Origin of the sequence: Paenibacillus sp. PvR133 (genome assembly GCF_017833155.1) — a bacterium.
Taxonomy (GTDB): Bacteria; Bacillota; Bacilli; order Paenibacillales; family Paenibacillaceae; genus Paenibacillus; species Paenibacillus polymyxa_B.
This window is the reverse complement of record NZ_JAFIBS010000001.1, coordinates 3,986,811-4,006,439: the sequence shown is the minus strand read 5'-3', so window position 1 is coordinate 4,006,439 and position 19,629 is coordinate 3,986,811. Positions and strand designations below refer to the sequence as shown.

Annotated in this window: 12 protein-coding genes; all 12 read right to left on the bottom strand. The window is 45.9% G+C overall.

What is annotated here, in order from left to right:
* Window positions 1-37 precede the first annotated feature (37 nt).
* Window positions 38-304 carry a metal-sensitive transcriptional regulator gene (locus JOE49_RS17550; protein WP_013310304.1) on the bottom strand — a complete coding sequence of 89 codons (267 nt, stop codon included), beginning with the start codon at window positions 302-304 and terminating at the stop codon, window positions 38-40.
* 76 nt (window positions 305-380) lie between these two features.
* Complete coding sequence (locus tag JOE49_RS17545; RefSeq protein ID WP_209942161.1) at window positions 381-896, bottom strand: DsrE/DsrF/DrsH-like family protein; 516 nt, start codon at window positions 894-896, stop codon at window positions 381-383.
* The gene (locus JOE49_RS17540; RefSeq protein ID WP_023988551.1) at window positions 893-1,483 is read right to left on the bottom strand and encodes a sulfurtransferase TusA family protein; all 591 of its coding nucleotides are present in this window, start codon (window positions 1,481-1,483) and stop codon (window positions 893-895) included. The genes JOE49_RS17545 and JOE49_RS17540 overlap by 4 nt, the downstream gene beginning before the upstream one ends.
* Window positions 1,484-1,696: 213 nt before the next feature.
* The gene (locus tag JOE49_RS17535) at window positions 1,697-2,224 is read right to left on the bottom strand and encodes a TetR/AcrR family transcriptional regulator (protein WP_023988550.1); all 528 of its coding nucleotides are present in this window, start codon (window positions 2,222-2,224) and stop codon (window positions 1,697-1,699) included.
* A gap of 150 nt (window positions 2,225-2,374) precedes the next feature.
* A complete protein-coding gene (locus JOE49_RS17530) occupies window positions 2,375-3,070 on the bottom strand; it encodes a DUF4309 domain-containing protein (RefSeq protein WP_209942159.1) in 696 nt (231 codons plus the stop codon).
* A gap of 120 nt (window positions 3,071-3,190) precedes the next feature.
* Complete coding sequence (locus JOE49_RS17525) at window positions 3,191-3,817, bottom strand: HXXEE domain-containing protein (protein ID WP_023988548.1); 627 nt, start codon at window positions 3,815-3,817, stop codon at window positions 3,191-3,193.
* An 18-nt stretch (window positions 3,818-3,835) separates the two neighbouring features.
* A complete protein-coding gene (locus JOE49_RS17520) occupies window positions 3,836-4,426 on the bottom strand; it encodes a TetR/AcrR family transcriptional regulator (RefSeq protein WP_023988547.1) in 591 nt (196 codons plus the stop codon).
* Between the two features lie 230 nt (window positions 4,427-4,656).
* On the bottom strand, window positions 4,657-5,889 hold the full coding sequence (locus JOE49_RS17515) for an aminopeptidase (RefSeq protein WP_209942157.1): 1,233 nt from the start codon (window positions 5,887-5,889) through the stop codon (window positions 4,657-4,659).
* Between the two features lie 47 nt (window positions 5,890-5,936).
* A complete protein-coding gene (locus tag JOE49_RS17510) occupies window positions 5,937-7,526 on the bottom strand; it encodes an acetate--CoA ligase (RefSeq protein WP_071558766.1) in 1,590 nt (529 codons plus the stop codon).
* Window positions 7,527-7,703: 177 nt separating this feature from the next.
* The gene (locus JOE49_RS17505; RefSeq protein WP_209942155.1) at window positions 7,704-8,807 is read right to left on the bottom strand and encodes a DNA alkylation repair protein; all 1,104 of its coding nucleotides are present in this window, start codon (window positions 8,805-8,807) and stop codon (window positions 7,704-7,706) included.
* A 172-nt stretch (window positions 8,808-8,979) separates the two neighbouring features.
* Window positions 8,980-10,233 (bottom strand): MFS transporter, encoded by a 1,254-nt coding sequence (locus tag JOE49_RS17500; protein WP_209942153.1) that lies wholly within the window; start codon window positions 10,231-10,233, stop codon window positions 8,980-8,982.
* 12 nt (window positions 10,234-10,245) lie between these two features.
* Window positions 10,246-19,608 (bottom strand): non-ribosomal peptide synthetase, encoded by a 9,363-nt coding sequence (locus JOE49_RS17495; protein WP_209942151.1) that lies wholly within the window; start codon window positions 19,606-19,608, stop codon window positions 10,246-10,248.
* Window positions 19,609-19,629 lie beyond the last annotated feature (21 nt).

The window sequence follows — 19,629 nt, the reverse complement described above, 5'->3', positions numbered from 1 at the left end:
ACATCATTGCCCGCTAGCATGGACTCTGGAGACATGATTATCTACTTTTCACAAGAAGCTGAATCGCTTCTTTAACCAGCTTATCCGTGTCTCCTCCTGCCTCTTGCTCTTCCAATATACATCGTTGCAGATTCTCTGCTACAATTTGGGCAATCGCTTTATCTGATGCGTTACGTACGGCAGATAACTGGCTAACGACGTCTTTGCACGATTTACCTTCATCCATTAAACGAAGTACCCCACGTACCTGTCCCTCAATCCTCCTCAGGCGCGTTTTCAGTTCATCACTGTAATTGTAATCCATAAGTAATGCACTCCTTTTTTGACTTACCATATACACGTATAGGTATATTATAAACCAAAAAAATAAATAGGATACCCTAAATAAATAGATTCACCTTCCCCTGCGAAGCATCCCCCAAGTAGGCGGCTACTCCAGCATATTCCAAACCGTCGATTAGCTCTTCTTGCTGCAGTCCTAACAAATCCATGGTCATGGTACAGGCGACGAGCTTGATCCCCTGCTCTTGTGCCAACTCTATAAGCTGCGGCAAGGAAAGCGCATTGTGCTTTTTCATGACATGCTTGATCATCTGTGGACCGAGTCCGGCAAAATTCATTTTGGATAGTGCAAGCTTTTTGGGTCCACGAGGCATGATCCAGCCAAAGGCTTTTTCGAGCATTCCCTTATTGGTGCTCACGATTTCATCCTTGCGCAGCGTATTTAGCCCCCAAAAAGTAAAGAAAATAGTTACTTCATGATCATATGCTGCCGCTCCATTCGCAATAATGAATGCAGCAATCGCCTTATCCAGCTCCCCGCTGAATAATACAATCGTTGTTTTGGACTGAACATGTTCTTGATTATTTGTATAAATTCCTGCTGTCGTACTCATATGGATTCGCTTCCCTTAGTTTCTCCAGCCCATTCGGATATGCCTGAAAGCACAGATTTGACTTTTTTAGCGCCTTTGGAAACTAAGAACTGACAAGCCATTTCACTGCGTGCTCCAGCTTGGCAAATCACTGCGATCTCTTCTTCCAAGTTCAGCTCAGAAAGTCTGTTCTCCAGTTCGCCAAGAGGGATGTGCTTAGATCCAGGGATATGTTTAAGCGCAAATTCAGCGGGTTCACGAACATCAAGCAAAATGAAGTTCTCTTTTCCAGAACATTTTGCTTGTAGCTCTTCATGGCTTATCGTAGAAGAAAATATTTGCTCCTTCTTCACTTCAGCCGGATTTGCTTTGCGTAAATAATGTCGCATTACATCTCCTTCTTGGAGGGTGCCCAAATATTGATGTCCGGTGTTTTTAGCCCAGCTCTGAAAATCGGCTAATGAACCTTTGTCAGTCGCCTGAACCTCTATAATCTTTCCGGGAACGAGCTCATTCATAGCCTTTTTTGTTTTTACAATAGGCATAGGACAAGCTAGCCCTTTGCAATCAAGAATATGATCTGCTTGGATATTGTTAGTTGATGACATTCTATAACCTCCGTCTTTTTTTTGAGGGGACTTAGTTTAGTTAAATCTCTTTATACATATACCCCTATGGGTATTAGAATAACGAGACTCGCTTCTCTTGTCAACTTATTTGGCCGTTTTTTCTCAGAAGCAAATGAAATCATGTCTTGAACAAAATAAAATTAAAAGCAAAAAAAGCCGCGCAAAAACGCGACTCTAATGCATAAACCAAAATTAATCGTCTTTTTTCATCAGTTCTGGCAGATCCAGCGACATCGAAATATTACACAGCATACCTCTGGCGAGAAAAAGCATCGTTCTTTCCATTGCTTGTTCAATACCTGCCCGTCGGAAAGCATCATAAACCGTCGTATGAATTTCACGGAATCCTTGCTGCATCACGCTTACAATCTCGTCCTCGCGGATCGTCTGCGCCTGCATTTGCAAAAGTGTTTCATTGCGGTATTCCATCATAATTTGCGAATAGGCTGCAATTAGCTCTTGCTCGAGCTGTTCAGATGAGGCCGAATGAATGACTCTGTGAAAAGAGTCTATGATACGTGCAAATGAAACCTTCAGAGCTTCAACAAGCAACGCTTCCTTGGTAGCGAAAAAACGAAAGACATAAGGCTGAGAAATATTGGCCCGTTCCGCAACTTTGGCTGTTGTAGCTCGGTAGTAGCCCATCTCTGCAAACACTTCAATGGCAGCAGATATGATTTCCTTTTGGCGATTTATAGATGTTGACGTAGCTTTAGCCATGTTTTTTTCATCCTTTTATTTAGCACAGTTTTCTGATTAGTGATTAATCAATTACAAATCAGTATAAACGACATAACCTAAAAATGCAATGAGTTTGAACAAAGTCGCTTCCGCAATTCTGACGGAAACGACTCTGTTATATACATCCAATTATGGCGTCTTAGAGTTAAAATATAATCGGATATAATTGACCTTTTGCGTTTTGGTTTGATAGGAAAATACTAAATAATAACTAAGTCCTGATGTGTTATTGATCGTATAATTAGCTTCTGCTGTGTCAGGTATGTCTCTAGAGGTGTCAACGGTTTCCGTAGGTTGGCCCAATTCGTCAACAACTTGTTTGATAAGCAACTTCTTATAGTCTGGATCGGAAGATGTAATTTCTGTAACTTTATCGCTTCCATCCAGCACGATGTCTGTATGATACTTAGCGTAGCTTCTCATAGGACCTGTAGAACCTGACTCGGATTTCCCCCACAGCTCAAATAACAGATCGCTGCTAGTTCCCAAGCCAAGACCTTTAGGCAAATTCGGTAAGGTTCCCTGCTTGGCTGCGCTGAATATAGCGGCTGCGGAGCTGTGTTTACTGTGAGATGAAGCTGTACTACTGGCAGGTTCTTGATGGGTAGAGGTTGTGCCTTGCCCATTAGTATTGGGATCCGTGTTTTGATCTGTAGAACTAGCAGGCGGTGTGACTGTTTCTGCTTTAGTAGGAGCAGTTGATTTTACTTCCCCGCTATTGCTGCATCCTGTCATCACAGCAAAACCTATAGCCAAGAAAGCACTAGTGGTGATTAGCTTGCAAGCCAACTTTTTACGATCATAAGATTGATGTGTATGCTTCATTATAAGATCACTCTTTCCTTGTTCATGGGTACAAAGCAAGTGTAACCGAACCTCGTTTCCAGAATACCTCTACTTGTATCCAACTTGTAAACAAGGACATTGATGATTTTCTAACATACCCTATTTACGACCATAAGCTCCCAGCTGTTGTTTAGAAAAGGAGTAAGGAGAGTCACTCTTCTTCAACCATATATTCCCTTTAATGATGAAGATGTATACAGCAAAAACAAAGTAGATCGTACCCGCAATCCAGTCTATTGCCGTTGGGATGTCTCGCTGTACTATTTCATGAATATACCAGATTCCGACTGGAACATGCAGGAGAAGTGCCGTAAACAAGCCAGGATTATATAAGGTTTTTGCTTTAATATTGACAACGATACCGTGCCAAACGACCTGAAAGAATCCCATAAAAATTGGTGCGAGTCCAAGCCAGACTACTTGCGGGAACCATACGGGGAGCAGATAAAACACGTAGGCAATTGCCACATTGATAATCATCGCTGATTGAGTGTTTAAGGGGTAATGATCCGGTGTATCACTTTTAAACATAACATTGTTAAATAAACCAGCAAAATATCCAGGCCAGCGGTACTCCTCAAATTGATGAAATAATATAGCTACAAAACTCAACCATAACATGCCTGTTATATCCGAAAGGATAGCTGGATTCATAAGTAAAACAATACATACAACCACACCGATTATAGCCCCTGCATCTTGCCAATATTTTCTTAAAAAATTCATATTAGTCACCCCTATGATTTATTTTTGATCAAAATATCTTTCGAACAGCAGATTTAATTGTTCCTCTATTGAAGGTATTTCCACAACTGCCCCTGATTCAAGAATCGGACTCATCAGTGCAGGCAGAAAAATAGCTCCAAATATTTGCAGCATCATCGCTAACAAGCGCTCCGGCTGTTGCTCACCTGTCAGCTCCTTGATCGTGCTCTGAACCTTTGGAAATCCCATGATGTTTAAAAACCTTCCGTATTCCTGTTGAGATGTAAAGGGCGTGCTGCCCATGGCAATAATTCGCGAAAGAAGCTCTGGATATTGACGAATGACCTGTAGATAGTTAAGTAAAAATTGTTTCAGTCTATCTTGGGGGGGCATCGCTGTATTGTCCAAAATAGAAAAGGTGTGCTGAAAGCCATTTAATATCACTTCAATAGCTTCACTGAGCAGATTTTCCTTGGAGCCAAAATAATAATTAACTAAAGAAATATTAGTAGCAGACAGGTCGGCAATTTTTCTGATTGTAACCGCCTCAAAACCTTCCTTTTGAATAAATTCCAGCGTAGCGTCTAAGATTTTTTCTTTGGTTTGTTGTTTTTTGTCTGGGTGATTCATGTTCTTCCTCCTCCTGTTTCGTCCAATCATAACGGATGAATGAAATGGGACGATTTTATGTAAATGACTTTTCAAACAATAATTAAAACGTTGTTTAAATTACTGTTTGAACTCAGTTTAGCACTTTATATTTCACAAAACAAGGAGCAATTTGAGATTTAGGGAATAGAAAAACCCGCATAACGAATGAGATCGTTTGCGGGTCGATTGAATGGAGATTGAAAAAAGGCCTAAATAGCCCAATTTCCTTTGCGGAACACGGCTTCTTTGCTTCCGTCTTGCAATTCGCCGTCAATATCCAGTTCAGCTGAGCCGATCATGAAGTCCACATGAGTCAGGCTGACATTGGCACCGTTCTGGAGCAGCTCCTCCCGGTTCATTTGTGTCCCATTTTCCATATTAAATGGATACGCACTGCCTAGAGCCAAGTGGCAGGAGGCATTTTCGTCGATACCTGTATTGTAAAAAATGCGATTGAGATTGGAAATCGGTGAATCGTGCGGCACCAGTGCAACTTCTCCCAAATAGCGGGCCCCTTCATCCGTAGTGAGCAAATGAGTCAGATGCTGCTCGCCGGATTCTGCTGTATATTCAGTGACTTTACCGTCCTTAAAGGTAAACGTTATGCGATCCACCAGTTGTCCATTTAAATTGAGTGGCATGGTACTTGTGACATGACCATTCACACCTGTACGCTTAGGCATCGTGAACACTTCTTCTGTCGGCATATTCGCGACAAAATAATCTCCGTGCTCGTTCTCACCACCACCGCTGCGCCAAATATGACCGTCAGCCAGTTCAATTCTCAAATCTGTTCCTGGTGCACGATAATGGAGGCTTTTATACTTTTTATGATTCAGCTTGTCTTGTACCTGTTCAAGGTTTTTCAAATGTTTCTGCCAATTCTGAATAGGATCAGAGCCATCTACACGGTTCATTTGGAAGATTGTATCCCACATGACACGTATACGATCCTCTTCTGCTACATCTGCAAATACTTTATCGGCCCAAGCCTTCGTCGGCGCTTTAATCAAACACCAGCTAATTTTATGATTTCGGGTATATTTGGAAAAACCTTCTCTCGCCGTAGCTGCCGCCTTAGTCGCACGAGATACCTTTTGTGGATCAATGCCTTGATATAAATCCGGGTTCGGCACTTTAATCGTTAGTGTGGCTCCACCCTCTTCGGCAAATTTCTCCATCATTTCTGCCTTCCAAGCAGGGTAGTAATCAAAGCTGGCTTCGTCACCATGTTCAAAACGACTACGTGTAATGGAATCATCCTCGAACTCTACCTGTACATATTTAGCGCCTGCTTCATAGGCTTTGCTGACAATCAGGCGTGTAAACTCAACAGTTTCCAGTGGTGCAGTTACCAAAAACACCTGTCCGGGCTGAATGTTAACCCCTACTCTTACGACCAGTTCTGCGTATTGCTCCAACAATGATTCAAACGTACTCATTTTTCCACGCTCCTGTTCCGTTTTGATTATATTGAATGATTTCATCACTACAGTACGGATTGCTTCTCCAGTTCACGCAGCTCCACTCTTCGTATTTTGCCCGAGCTGGTTTTAGGAAGCTCTTGAATAAACTCTATTTTTCGTGGATATTTATAAGGCGCCGTCCATGTTTTCACATGATGTTGCAGTTCCTTCACTAACGCCGGTGATCCTTCTACCCCAGCTTTGAGTACGACAAAAGCCTTTACAACATGTCCACGGATTTCGTCAGGGCTGGCTACGGCAGCACATTCCTGCACGGAGTCATGCTTCATAAGCGCTTCCTCTACTTCAAAAGGACCAATAGTATAGCCAGAACTGATAATGATATCATCACCACGTCCTTCGAACCAGAAATATCCATCCTCGTCTTTGCGAGCCCGGTCTCCCGTAACAAAATAATCTCCGTGGACACTAGCTAATTTGCGTTCTGGATCATGGTAATACGTATGGAATAATGCCGGCAGATCGGCACGCACTGCAATATCTCCCACTTGCCCCGGAGCCAGCGGAATGCCATCCTCGTCTACGACCTCAACGAGTCCCGGTGCAATGGATTTGCCCATCGAGCCTGTACGCAGAGGTGCATCCTTTAAATTACCAATAATTAATGTGCTCTCCGTTTGACCATAGCCGTCACGAATCGTAATGTTGAATTGCTCCTGAAACTTGTTAATGACCTCCTGATTGAGAGGCTCTCCCGCAGAAACTGCGCTGCGCAATTGGGATAGATCATATTGATCCAAACCATCCGTTTTCGCCATAATCCGATATTCTGTCGGCGTACAGCACAACACTTGGATTCCATACTGCTGCATAAACTGCAAATACCGACCTGGACGAAACGGACCATTATATACGAATCCGGTCGCTCCATTTCCTAGTACGGATAAAAACGGACTCCAAATCCACTTTTGCCATCCCGGTGCAGCTGTAGCCCATACTATATCTGAAGCTTGAATATCCAACCATGGTGATGTTATCCGCAGATGAGCATATCCCCAGCCATGGCTATGTACAACACCTTTAGGATTTCCTGTGGTGCCGGAAGTATAGGCCAGAATGGCCATGTCGTCACGGTGCGTCTTCACAGCTTCAAAAGTATCTTCCTGTCCATCCATCAGCTCATTCAGCACGAGCCAGCCAGATACATCTGCCGTGTCGTCCCCGGAGACCACGATGCGATAATCCAGAGCAGGCAAATCATCATTTATTTTGTCCACTTCGCTTGTTACTCCGGTCCAGGCAATGACTGCGCGCGCTTCTGAATGGCGAAGACGAAATGCAATATCCTTGGCACGTAGCATTTCTGAAGATGGAATGACAGCAAGCCCCAGCTTCAAGCAGGCCAGATAAATTACATACGCAATAATACGCCGTGGTACTACGACCAGAACTCTGTCACCTTTGTTAAATCCCAGATTTGCGAGTCCTCCAGCCAGTCGGTTAGCCTTTTTCAACAGCTCTCCGTAGGTGATTTCTTCGTATTCTCCTGTCTCACTCAGCCACTTGAGTGCGGTTTTACCAGCATCATGGTGTTCCATTTCCGAAGTCATATTGTAATATTCAGGCGCAAGCCATTGTTGTTGATCTGTCAAATTATACCTTCCCCTTTATACATAAGATGAGATCCACTTTCTTACTGTAGTATAACACGTCTTAGTACCAGGTTCTAATACCAGAATCATTTTTTTGGAAAAAAATAAATTTGGTAAAGCGAACGACAAAAAGAAAGAGCCTAATTACAGGCTCTTTTTCTTCACTACTATCGTGATTTACAACTGGAGTTCTACCACTGTAGAAGCCGCTTCCTGACCGTTTACGAGCAGTGCAATCCGGTGCGCTCCCGCATAATGGCGACGAGTTGTCAGGTCTGCAAAACGGTGTGTCCGTGTACCTGTAAGATGGGTTCCTCCAGGGACCGTTTTGTCAGATAGCAAAAACAGTTTACGTGAGACTTGTCCTCTCGCCTTCACAAAGTCGATGCCGTACTCGATGCGGACTCGTACCGGGTCACCTTCACGAAGCTGAAGCGCGTAGCTCAACTCACAGCTATCACCAAGCTTTAGCATGGCAGGGTCTGTGGTGAAAGAGGCTCCCGTGACTAACGGCGCCCCGTCTGTTTCATCCGCATAGCCGAACATTGCCATCACTTCGGGGATGGATTTGCGAATCAGGGTCCGACAGCCATGACGCACAATCCAGTCGGTGTCAGGATGTGTTCCTTTCCACCGTTGAGCCGTAGCAATGACCACATCAGGATGATCCTTGGCAATATCGTTCAGGTTGTTAGCTACACTTTTACGTACATACAGCGATGGATCGGCCTTCAGTAATTCCAATACGGCCAAAACTGGAACAGGATCGCGTTTAAACACAGGCAACGCCTGTCCCCAGGGCAGCCGTGGACGACAGCCTTCGCTGGCAAGACGGCGAACGTGCTCACTTTGGTGTCCCGCCCAGATCGTCATCTGCCGCATCATCCGTTCCGGTTCACGCAGGAGGAAGGGTCTCACGGCGAACTCCGCAGAGGACTTAGAGGTGAATCGCTCCAGTGCCTTCATGGACAGGTCCCAATGCTCTTCTCCCTGCCCATATACCTCCACAAAATCGGGGAAAAACAAGTACGGAAAACCACTGCAATGCTCGTCTATAGCAAAAAGAATATCCAGAGCTTCTTCATATTTACTGGGCAAAAATGCCCCTAATGTTAACGAAATACGCCGTATTCGTTCTTTTAGCTCCAGCTCATCCCATTTTTTATCCATCACTTGATGGATGAATCCGTTGGTATCGAACGGCCTGTACGCAGACTGTACTTTTTCACCGAATAGTTGAAGAAAATTCTCCGTGTACATATTTTTTAAGGGCTCGGCCATTATATATCTCCTTTTGTATGTGAATGTAAACTACGAATGATATCTTCGTCTATGATAACCATAAACGGCGCTCCAACACCAGCGCCAAAATAGTCAGCCTAAACGTGGCGAAGCCAGACATACTAAAAATGCCAGACCCTGTGATGAGGACCTGACATTTTGCATGCGTGGCTTATGAATTGTGGAAAGGGGCTACTCCTCCAATCTCCTCTGATGGAATCTCAAACTGGCGAATATCCTTGACCAGGAACATAACCAATCCGCACAATCCAGTAATCAGTCCGCTGAAAAAAAGGACCTCACTCAGAGCAAACCGTAAAGCTAACGCCCCTCCAATCAAGGCCCCTAATGGCAGAGCCGCGCTCGACAAGGTGTTAAGAAAGGCTGTAACACGTCCCAGTAACGGCAGCGGTGTAATAATTTGAATCAAAGACGTTTGCAGTACATTGATGATGCCTGTAAAAACGCCTAATAACAGAGCTGCCAGCAGCTTCATCCACATCTCCGGCACAATGGAAAACACATAGATTGCCAGCCCCATAGCTACCCAGGAAACCGCGATGGTAATGCCGTTCTTTTTCAGTACACTGACCAGAAAGGAACCGATAAAAATACCGATAAAATAGGCTACATAGAGCAAGCTGTAATAGATCGGTGAGCCATAGGATACAGCGATGGAAGGCATGGCAATGACCAAGATCGCCATCGAAAAGTTCGTCAGCGCAAAAAATGGAAGCATGATTCTCAGGAAGGTGTGCTGTTTTACAAAAAGATACCCTTCTTTCAACTCCTTCAGATAGTACCCCAGCTTCAGTGAACCCCTACCGTTAGTGTCTTCCACCGCAGGAGAATCAATTTGCTTGTTGAGCCTGACGTACACAAAGCCTGACAGAAACAGCATCGCACTGGCTAGAAAAAACGTATTTTTCATCCCCATTGCGATGATGAGCGAGGCTCCAGCCAGATATCCGGCGATATTAATAACCTGATCCGTCGACGAAATCATGGAATTCGCCCGGACAATCAAATCCGGCGAGCCTACCAATTGCGGCAGCATTTTACTGTTGGCCGGATAAAAGAGTGTGGAGAAGCAGGATGCAATGAATACAATAACAAGGATAGCGACCAGATTGACCATCCCGTTCTGAATGAGAAACGGGACGGCCAAAATGAGCACAGCCTGCGTAAACAAGGCGATGCTGGCTAACAAAGGCGGTGAATAACGGTCCACCAAAGGACCCACGAGAAAGCTAAAAATCGACGCCGCAGATACGGCCGTATACGTGAAGCTGGTCATCGCCACCGACTGTGTCGATTGCTGAACAAAATACAGCAGGACGATAGAATAAATGCTGTCTGCGATATTGGCAGAAGTACGAGATGCAAAAAAACGGATAAAACGGCTATCCTTAAACAATAGATTCACATCTTCATCTCCTTACTGCAAAATGGTCAAAGCATTCAAGAGCCTGTCACTAGCAGTCTGGAAGATTTGATGGATATACTGGTCGTTCTCATGATATGGAATGGTAAGTGAGATTTTCAGAATATCCCCTACATGCTCTGACTCAAAGAAAATAACCTTGTTGACATTGGCCTGTGTGCCTTCGGTATGCAGATTGTCGAGCAATTCTGCATCCTCTCGTCCCTCACCCAAATAGTTGAATACGATAGGCAGCTGTTCAAGTCCTTTTTTCAAAATGCTGCTGGATACCGGGTAAGCTTTCTCCATTTCAGCATTGAAGATCAGATTGAAAAAGTTCAAATGATAGCGTGAAGCAAAGCCCAGGTGGGTATGGATACTCTTTTCATAGGATTCAGTGTCATCTTCCTGCAGTACAACGGGTATATGATCAATACACTCGCCTACGGTTCCAAAATAGTTTCGGTCGCCATATTGTCTTCCATAATTAGTAAGCCAAAGCGGAACATCAGAGAGTTGGAAATAGCTGCTGAAAAAACGTACAGCCATTTGAAGCGAAATATCCCACATATTCGCAGCGCTGTGCTGCTCTGAAATGTCGCTTAAATTCAGCTCCCAACGATATCTGGTAGTGTCCGCATAGTTGCGTTCTTCGGTCAGCACATGGATACGATCATTATTCTCACCAAACGTCTGGAGTTTGAATTGCTCGCTGATTTCCTGATCCCCGATTCCTTGAGGGCCTTGGCGGATATGGTTTACATATTCCCCGTATTGCACCTCTTCTGTCGCATGTGCCGTCTGCTGCGGACGATGATATTCATCAAGGAGTTGTCTGCGCAGGATGTCACTGCTCGTAGCATCAAAAATGATGTGCGAGCAAGGGAGCAATAGCAGATGTTCCCGCAAATTTAAGCGAATCAGGACGATCCGGTACTGCAGCGACTGTGCAAGTTCATAAGGTTCTAAAAATAGGTTAGAGGCAATGGAAGAAAGAAGCCTGCGTTGTGCTTGTACCGGCTGATCCGAGAGATCAACAGTCGGTAAAGAAAGATGCTCTGGAACTGGACGCAACTCCCATTCCCATGCTCCGGACGATTGAACAAGTACGCTTCTTAGCAATTCATGGCGTTGAATAAGCCGCTGAATTGTTACGGTCAAACGCTCGGTGTCCAAGTAGCTATCTAACTGCACAGCCATACCCGAACCTGTAAAATGTTGCAAATGGTAATGCTGAGCTGGTGCAAGCGGATAGCGCCCAATAGCATTCAGACTTAGTATATTGGTATTCCACTCTGTATTTAACTCAGCAATGCTAGCAAGCCATACATCGGCCTGTTGTTTAAGTAAGGTTTCTTGTTCTTCGTGTATCGGTGTAGCTCCGAGAATTCTATCTGGTTCGTCGGTTCCCCAGCGAACGATATAATGCGGGTGCAGGTCTGGATGGATATAAGATTGGATAAATTCAGAGATTGCCTGAACTTGTTCTACACAAAAAGGCTCTACTTGCAGGAACAAATAGTTTTGCTTATCGGTGGATACGGACTGAAGCAAGACCTGTACACCAAACGCTTCTGTAATAGCCCGCTCAACCTCCTGAGCTTTCGCAATGAGCGTATCCGCGTTCACTCCGCCCTCTTCACCACGTTGTAAAAGATCAGACAAGCTTCTTATCGTCTGATATTGAAGCAATTGATGTATATCCAGCGGAATGTTCGATTCCTGTACTTTGGATACCAGTTGAATGGCCTTCAATGAATGACCTCCAAGCTCGAAAAAGCCGTCGTCAATGCCGACCTTTTCAACGCCAAGCACTGCTTGCCACAGGTCCGCCAACTGTTGTTCCACTTCATTTCTTGGAGCAACGTATTCCATATCGGAACCGCTGGTCATTTCTGGCTCAGGCAATGCTTGGCGGTCGATTTTACCGTTCGTTGTCAGAGGAAACGCTGGCAGGAACACATACTGGGCAGGAATCATATAATCCGGCAACTGGCCAGTCAAATGGGTCTTCATATCACTCTTAGATAGCGGTACGTCGGTTGAGATATAAGCACAGAGCGTTTTTTGACCATCGTTTGTGCTTTTTACGGCTACGTGCACCTCCTGAACTGCATCATGCCTCATGAGCTGGGTTTCAATTTCCCCAGGCTCAATACGATATCCGCGGATTTTAACCTGCTGGTCTATCCGTCCGAGATACTCCAGATTGCCATCCGGTAGCCATCTGCCCAAATCACCTGTCCGATACATTTTTTCGCCCGGAATGAATGGATTAGGGACAAAATTTAGCTGGGTCAGATCATCCCTGTTCAGATAGCCACGTGCCAGACCATCCCCGCCAACACATATTTCTCCTTGAGCACCAATAGGCAGCAGCCTGCTTGAAGAGTCCAAAATATAAACAGTTGAATTGCCAATTGGACGACCAATAGGAATGCGATTATATTCCTTATCAATCGGGAAATAAGTAGAAAATGTTGTGTTTTCCGTCGGGCCATAGACGTTGATAATGTTCAGCCCCGGAGAATGTGCTCTCACTGTATTAATGATCCCAGGTAAAAGCACATCCCCGCCCACCAGTAGGTGCTCTAGCGAAGCAAAGAGATCTGGTTTATGCTGAGTGAGTTGGTTAAACAAGGGCGATGTCAGCCACATCGTTGTAATATGATATCGATTCAGCGCTTCACCAAGCTGAACAGCATCCAAGATTACGGATTCCGGTACAATGTACAAGCGCAATCCGTTCAGCAAAGCTCCCCAAATTTCAAAGGTACAGGCATCGAACACGAGCGCCCCGGTCAGCAAAATGCGCTCGTTCTCGGCAAATGGCATGTAATTGGTGTTCTTCACCAGCCGTATGACATTCCGGTGTTCAATCATGACACCCTTGGGACGCCCGGTCGAGCCGGATGTATACATGACATAGGCCAGATCGTCTGCCGTTGTCGATTCGGAAAAAATGAAGTCGTCGGAGTCGTAGGAGCTGATGTCGGCCAGATCCAGAACAGTACCGGAAAAATCGAAAGTGTTCATCTGTCTTCCCTTGTTGGATAGGGTTAGCAGAATTTCGCTACCGCTATCCTGAAGCATAAACATAATCCGTTCCAGTGGATAAGAAGGCTCCAGTGGCAAGTAGGCTCCACCCGCCTTCAAAATACCAAGAATACCGATAATCATTTCTGGTGAACGTTCAGTCAAAATGCCTACGATGGTATCCGGCGTAACACCCAGTTTCCGCAGCTTCGAAGCCAGTTGATTAGCTTTTTTATTTAACTCGCGGTAAGTTAGCTCACGATTTTCAAATACAATAGCTACTGCATCCGGTGTTTTCTCTGCCTGTAATTCAAAGCCGTGATGTATGGTGTGGTCCGATGTATACGGTCTCCGTGTATCATTAAAATCAAACAAGAGCTGCTGTTTTTCCTCCGCTGTCAAAAGATCAATCTCCGAAACCCGGATATTTGGGTTTTGAATAACTTGCTCCATCATTTGGATGAGGTGAGCAGCCAATTGTTTGATCGCATTTTTGTTATACGTCAGCGCGTTATAGCTAAATTTGATTTCCAGCTCTCGGCCAGGCACGACGATTACATTCAAATCATAATTGGTCTGTTCAATATCCTCTATTTCACCAACACGGAGGGCTTTAGGATTTTTTTCCAGGCCCGTAAGTTCTTCCGAAACGGGAAAGTTTTCAAAGGCGACAATATGCTGGATCAGATTTTGTTTTAGTACACTATGGGCTTGAATATCAGCCAAGGAAAAATAGGAATACCGATTGGACTCCATCAAGGAATCCTGTATAGACGTAAGCAAGTCGGAAAACCGCAGGTCAGCGGAGCTTTTAACACGTACAGGTATGGTATTAATGAATAATCCGACCATATTTTCAATACCGGGGATTTCATCAGGTCTGCCCGATACGACAGACCCGAAAATGACGTCCTTACTGTTGTTGTACGTTTGTAGTAATAAGCCCCAAACGGTTTGAAATAAGGTGCTGACGGTGACACGGTTTTGTTTGGCGATTTGTTCCATGCCTTGGGTCAGCTGCTCTCCCCATGTGCATATGAGTTGCTCTGCCTGAAACGAAGGATCGACGGATCGAGTATAGCCGGGCACGACGGTTTCATTTTCAAAATCAGTCACATATTGTTTCCAGTATGCTGCTGCTTCCTCTTTATTTTGTCTTTCCAACCACTGAATAAAGCTGCTAAATGGATAGACAGGCTCTAATTTTAAAGGAGTATCGTCCCGAAGTGATGTGTAAATATCAAAAAAATCTTTGGCTACCGTCCGCAGGCACCAGCCGTCCATAATAATATGATGAGAGATCCAGATGAGCTTTGAGGTGTCCTCATCCCACTGTACAAGCGCTAACCGGATGAGAACCCCCTTTTCCAGATCAAAACCTCTCTGCCGCTCTTCCTGTAAAATGGCTTGAAGTCGTCTGTGCTTTTCCGCATCCGGTAGACTACGCACATCTTCGGTATGGACAGGAGCAGCTAATCGTTCCTCCAGTACACCCTGAAGCGGACGATCCATCTCCTTATACATGAATACCGTACGGAAAATATCATATCGCTCAATCAGCTTTTGTAAGCTTCGGCTGATTAGGTTGGTATCCATAGCTTCATGAATGGTAATAATCGTTTGTTCGAAATAAGCCTCTGACTTTTCATCAAGTATGGAATGAAATAGCATTCCCTCCTGCATCGGGGATAGCGGATAGAGGTCTTTAATTTTCACTTGGTGGTTTAACACCTTATTTGATAAGCGATTTGCAATATTTTCAAACTGGTCCAGAGACAATTGCCCATATGTAAAATCCGTCGGGCTTTGTTCTGCTGTATCCTTGGCACAGCAATGGCGAATAAGTTCGATCAGATGAGTCTTAAAGCTGGCTGTAAGTCGCTCCACCGTCGATGCTTCATATTCACGTCCGTTGTATTCGAATACAATGCGGAGTCTTTCGTCAGTCACCGCACCATGAATATCAAAGCTGGACGCTTTTTCAGTCAGAGGGTTGATTTCAGTACCAGCAAACGTGGATAGTGGCGAGGTACGCCATGTCGTACCTTCTCTGGCTTCTCCGTCAAAGCTAAAGCTGATCTCAGGTGGCTTGGCAGAAAAAAGAGCTGCCCTATCCTGCTGCTCCCTGTCGGTCAAGTAGCGTAAAATGCCATAGCCGACACCCTTGTTGGGTACACGTCGCAAATTGTCCTTAACCAGCTTGATTTGATGGGCCAAATCTTCGGGCTTGCTCACATTTACCACAAACGGATACACGGACGTAAACCTGCCAACTGTACGGGATACGTCAATGTCTTTAATCAATTCCATCCTGCTATGACTTTCCACCTGAACTGCAATTTCAGCATGTCCGCTCCATTCCCGGTAAGCCAGTCCTAGCGCCGTCAGTAAAATATCATTTGTTTCTGTATTGTAAGCATGGTGCGCGTGTTTCAGCAGGTTTTCGGTTTCTTCCCGGCTGAGTGTCACTGCGGATCTGCGCCCGTCACGGATCAGGCTATCTGGAACCTCATGATCTTTTGGTAGCGAAAGTATTTCACGAGCTTCTACCGTATTCCAATAGCTGATTTCCTGACGCGCCAGTTCGCTTTGCGCATACTTGGACAGACGTGTTGCCCATTCTTTGTAGGAATCGGTCTTGGCAGGTAACTGTAGCTTTTCACCGTTAGCTAACTGTTGGTAGGTTGTTTCCAAGTCTTCCAGCAGGATTCTCCACGACACACTGTCTACGACAAGATGATGAATGACGATTAACAAATGATCGGATTCCTGTAGCCGGATTAAAGCCAAACGCACAAGCGGGCCGTTACGCAAATCAAAACGGCTTTGTAACGCGTCAGTGAGCTGCGCGATTTCTTCCTCAGGCTGGTCAGCATGTGAAAAATCGTAGCTTTCCAATGTAAAGTGTTCACCTTCGGCTGTGCCTCTGTTATAGGCGACAGGTTTTTTTTCACGTTCATCAAAGGTAATGCGCAAGGCATCATGGTGCGTGGTCAGCTTGTCCACGGCGCTTCGCAGCAAGGTTTCGTTCCATCTTTCGGGGTTCTTGAGCATGACAGCCTGACTGTAATGATGACGTTCTGTTCGATGATGCTCAAAAAATTCCCATTGGATCGGTGTCAACTCCACTGTACCTTGTACCGCCCCCTGCGGGATGGTCCGAATTACTTTTTTTATATAAGGAGCAATCAAATCAATCTGCGGATGGCGGAACAAATCCTTCATGTCCATTTTGAGGCCCTTCGCGTTCAATCGGGCTGCGATTTGCAACGCTTTGATCGAATCACCACCAAGCTCGAAAAAGTTGTTGCGCAGACCAATCGGCTTAACACCAATGACTTCCTCCCAGATGGAAGCGAGTGTTTGCTCCAGTTCGCTCTGCGGCGCTTCATACTCGACGTCGGTCAGCACAAAATCTTCGGGTTCTGGAAGCGCACGTCGATCAATTTTACCGTTATGGGTCAAAGGCAATTGATCCAGCACGATAATATGTGCGGGCACCATATAGCTTGGCAACTGCTTGGCAAGCTCTGTCCGCAAGAAGGATTTGTCGGTTGTACCTGCTACGTAGGCGCACAAATACTTTTGTCCGGTTTTATCCGTTCTATCCGTGACCACCGCTTGGCGTACCTCATCCAATTGGAGTAAGGCCGACTCAATTTCACCAGGTTCGATCCGGTAGCCACGAATTTTCACCTGAAAGTCAATCCGACCGATGAAATCAATGTTGCCATCCGGCAGCCAGCGTGCCAGATCTCCGGTGCGGTACAGACGCTCTCCCTTTACAAAAGGATTCGGTACAAATTTCTCCGCCGTCAGGTCAGGACGGTTCAAATAACCGCGGGCCACAGAAGCGCCGCCCAAGCACAACTCCCCGGCTACGCCGACAGGGAGCGGACGCAAAGCCTCATCCACGATATATACTTTATGATTCGGCAGTGCCTTTCCAATCGGGACGATACCTGACGGAGGCAGACGTTCAGCTGTTTCTTCATAAAAGCTGGAATCAATAGCCGCTTCGGTTACACCGTAGGTATTCATGATGCGCATCGTATCGCCGAAGTGATTCAAAAGCGTCCGGTAGTTTTCAACGCCAAAGCTGTCCGCGCCTGTAGTAAGCAGCTTCATGGCACTGACATCTGTACCGTGTTCATATACGTAGGCCATAAGCAACGTCAACAAGGCTGGCGGAACTTCAAACGTCGTAATTTCGTGCTGTTCGAGAAACTGGGCCAAAGCTGGAGGATCGTTGCGCACATCCTGTGGACAAATGACCATGGTGCCTCCGTTCACGAATGTCTTGGCCAGATCACCGGCAAAGACATCGAACGACATACTGGCAATCTGAAGGAGCTTGACGGGAAACTCTTTTAACTGGTGAGCTTCTCTATAGCCCCACGCCGTATTTACGTAATGGCGATGCTCGATCATCACGCCTTTGGCGTTGCCCGTCGTTCCCGATGTGTAAATGACGTAGGCCAAAGCCTCAGGATCATAAATAGGTGCGTAGATAGGCGCTTGTTGATGGGAATGCTCCGCTTGTGAAGCTTGTTGAAGTAACGCTGGCAAGTCCAGCACTTCACTCGCAAAATCCACATCGGCCAATAGTTCAGTCAAGGAAGACTGCGTGAGCATAATCGTAGCTCCGCTGTCCTGAAGCATGTAAGCAATTCTTTCTTTCGGGTAGGTCGGATCGACAGGTACGTAGGCAGCTCCCGCCTTCATAATCCCTAACACAGCGATAATCATGTCTGCTGAACGCTCAAGCATCACGGCGACGAGATGTTCGCGTTGGACCCCGCGGTTTTGTAATGCTTGAGCAAGCAGATTGGCCTGCTCATTCAGCTCATGATAGGTCAGTGCAGTATCTTCGTAGATGACAGCGGTCTGTTCCGGGATACGTTCTGCCTGTGCCTCAAATATTCCATGAAATGTTCCGGTAGGATAGTCGGCAATCGGTCCTCTCCATACATTGGTGAGTTCCGCCTCTTCTGTAGCGGTCAGCAGACGAATGTTCCGCAGCAGGAGTTCTGGTGTACGTGCAATCTGGACGAGTACATGCTCCAAATGCCCGGCTAACCGTGTCATCCCTTCATCGCTGTAGACATGGTTGTTGTAGGACAGCATAAAGCTCAGCGCTTTTCCGTCCTCCACTTCGATGTTGAAGTGGTAAGGTGTTTCTTCGGACAGCTGGGCGTCCTCCATGACGAATCCAAGCCGTTCCTTCAGATCAGGCCGGCCAACCATATCCTCCAGCGGGTAGTTTTCAAATACAACAAAATGATCCATGAGTTGCTGCTTGAGCGCTGACTGGGACTGTATTTCAGCGAGTGAAAAATAGTCATACGCCCGTGATTGAACCACGCTGCGCTGCACTTCACGAAGCAGACCTGAGAATGGCAGATCTGCATCCAATTTGATTCGTACCGGTATTGTGTTAATGAAAAGTCCCAACATCTGTTCAACACCTTCAAGTTCCGGCGGTCGGCCGGAAACAACGGTGCCGAAGACGACGTCTTCACTTTGGTTGTATCCTCCAAGCACCACTCCCCATGCAGCCAGAAACAGACTGCTAAGGGTTGTTCCGTTGCGTTCAGCCACCGTCCGCAATTGACGGGTTGTTTCATCCGTGAGTGTTATTTTATGCTCATGCAGCAAGTACCCGGTATCTGGCTGGAGCGGATGGGCTATTGGCAGGGTTGGCAGCACGGCTGGCTGATCATAGCCGTTCAGGATGGACCGCCAGTATTCCTTCGCCGCCTCCTTATCCTGCTTATCCAGCCAGCGGGCATAGCCAGTATAGGGCTGCGGTGTTGGCAGTTGTACGGTCTTACCCGCTTTCAGCGCTTCATAAGCCGCGAACAGCTCGTCCATAACGATGCCGAGGCACCAGCCGTCCATAATAATATGATGAAAGCTTAAAAGCAGCGTATATGCGTTCGTTTGGGTTTGAAGCACAGCCAGACGAATGAGCAAATCCTTACTCAGATCGTAACGATGGTTTCGGTCTGCGTCTGCGTAGCTGCGAATGGCCTTTGCTTGCTCTGCCTCGGGAATATTCGTCAGATTCTCGTAACGAAGCCTTGGATTTCGCTCCTTAAACACGATGAGCCGCGAACGGGAAGCACTTTTATGATAAATATTCGAACGAAGCGTTTCGTGACGCTGCACCAGAGTCTCGAAGCTCTTTTGCAGAGCCTCCAGGTTCAGTTCACCCCGGATGGTCATTCGTACTTGCTCATAGTACGCTTGTGATTCCGGCTCCATCACTGTATGAAAGAGCATCCCCTCCTGCAAAGGCGTTAAATTGGCCACTTTTTCGATTTCAAGCCTTTTACTCATCGGATTTCCCCCTCAATCGAA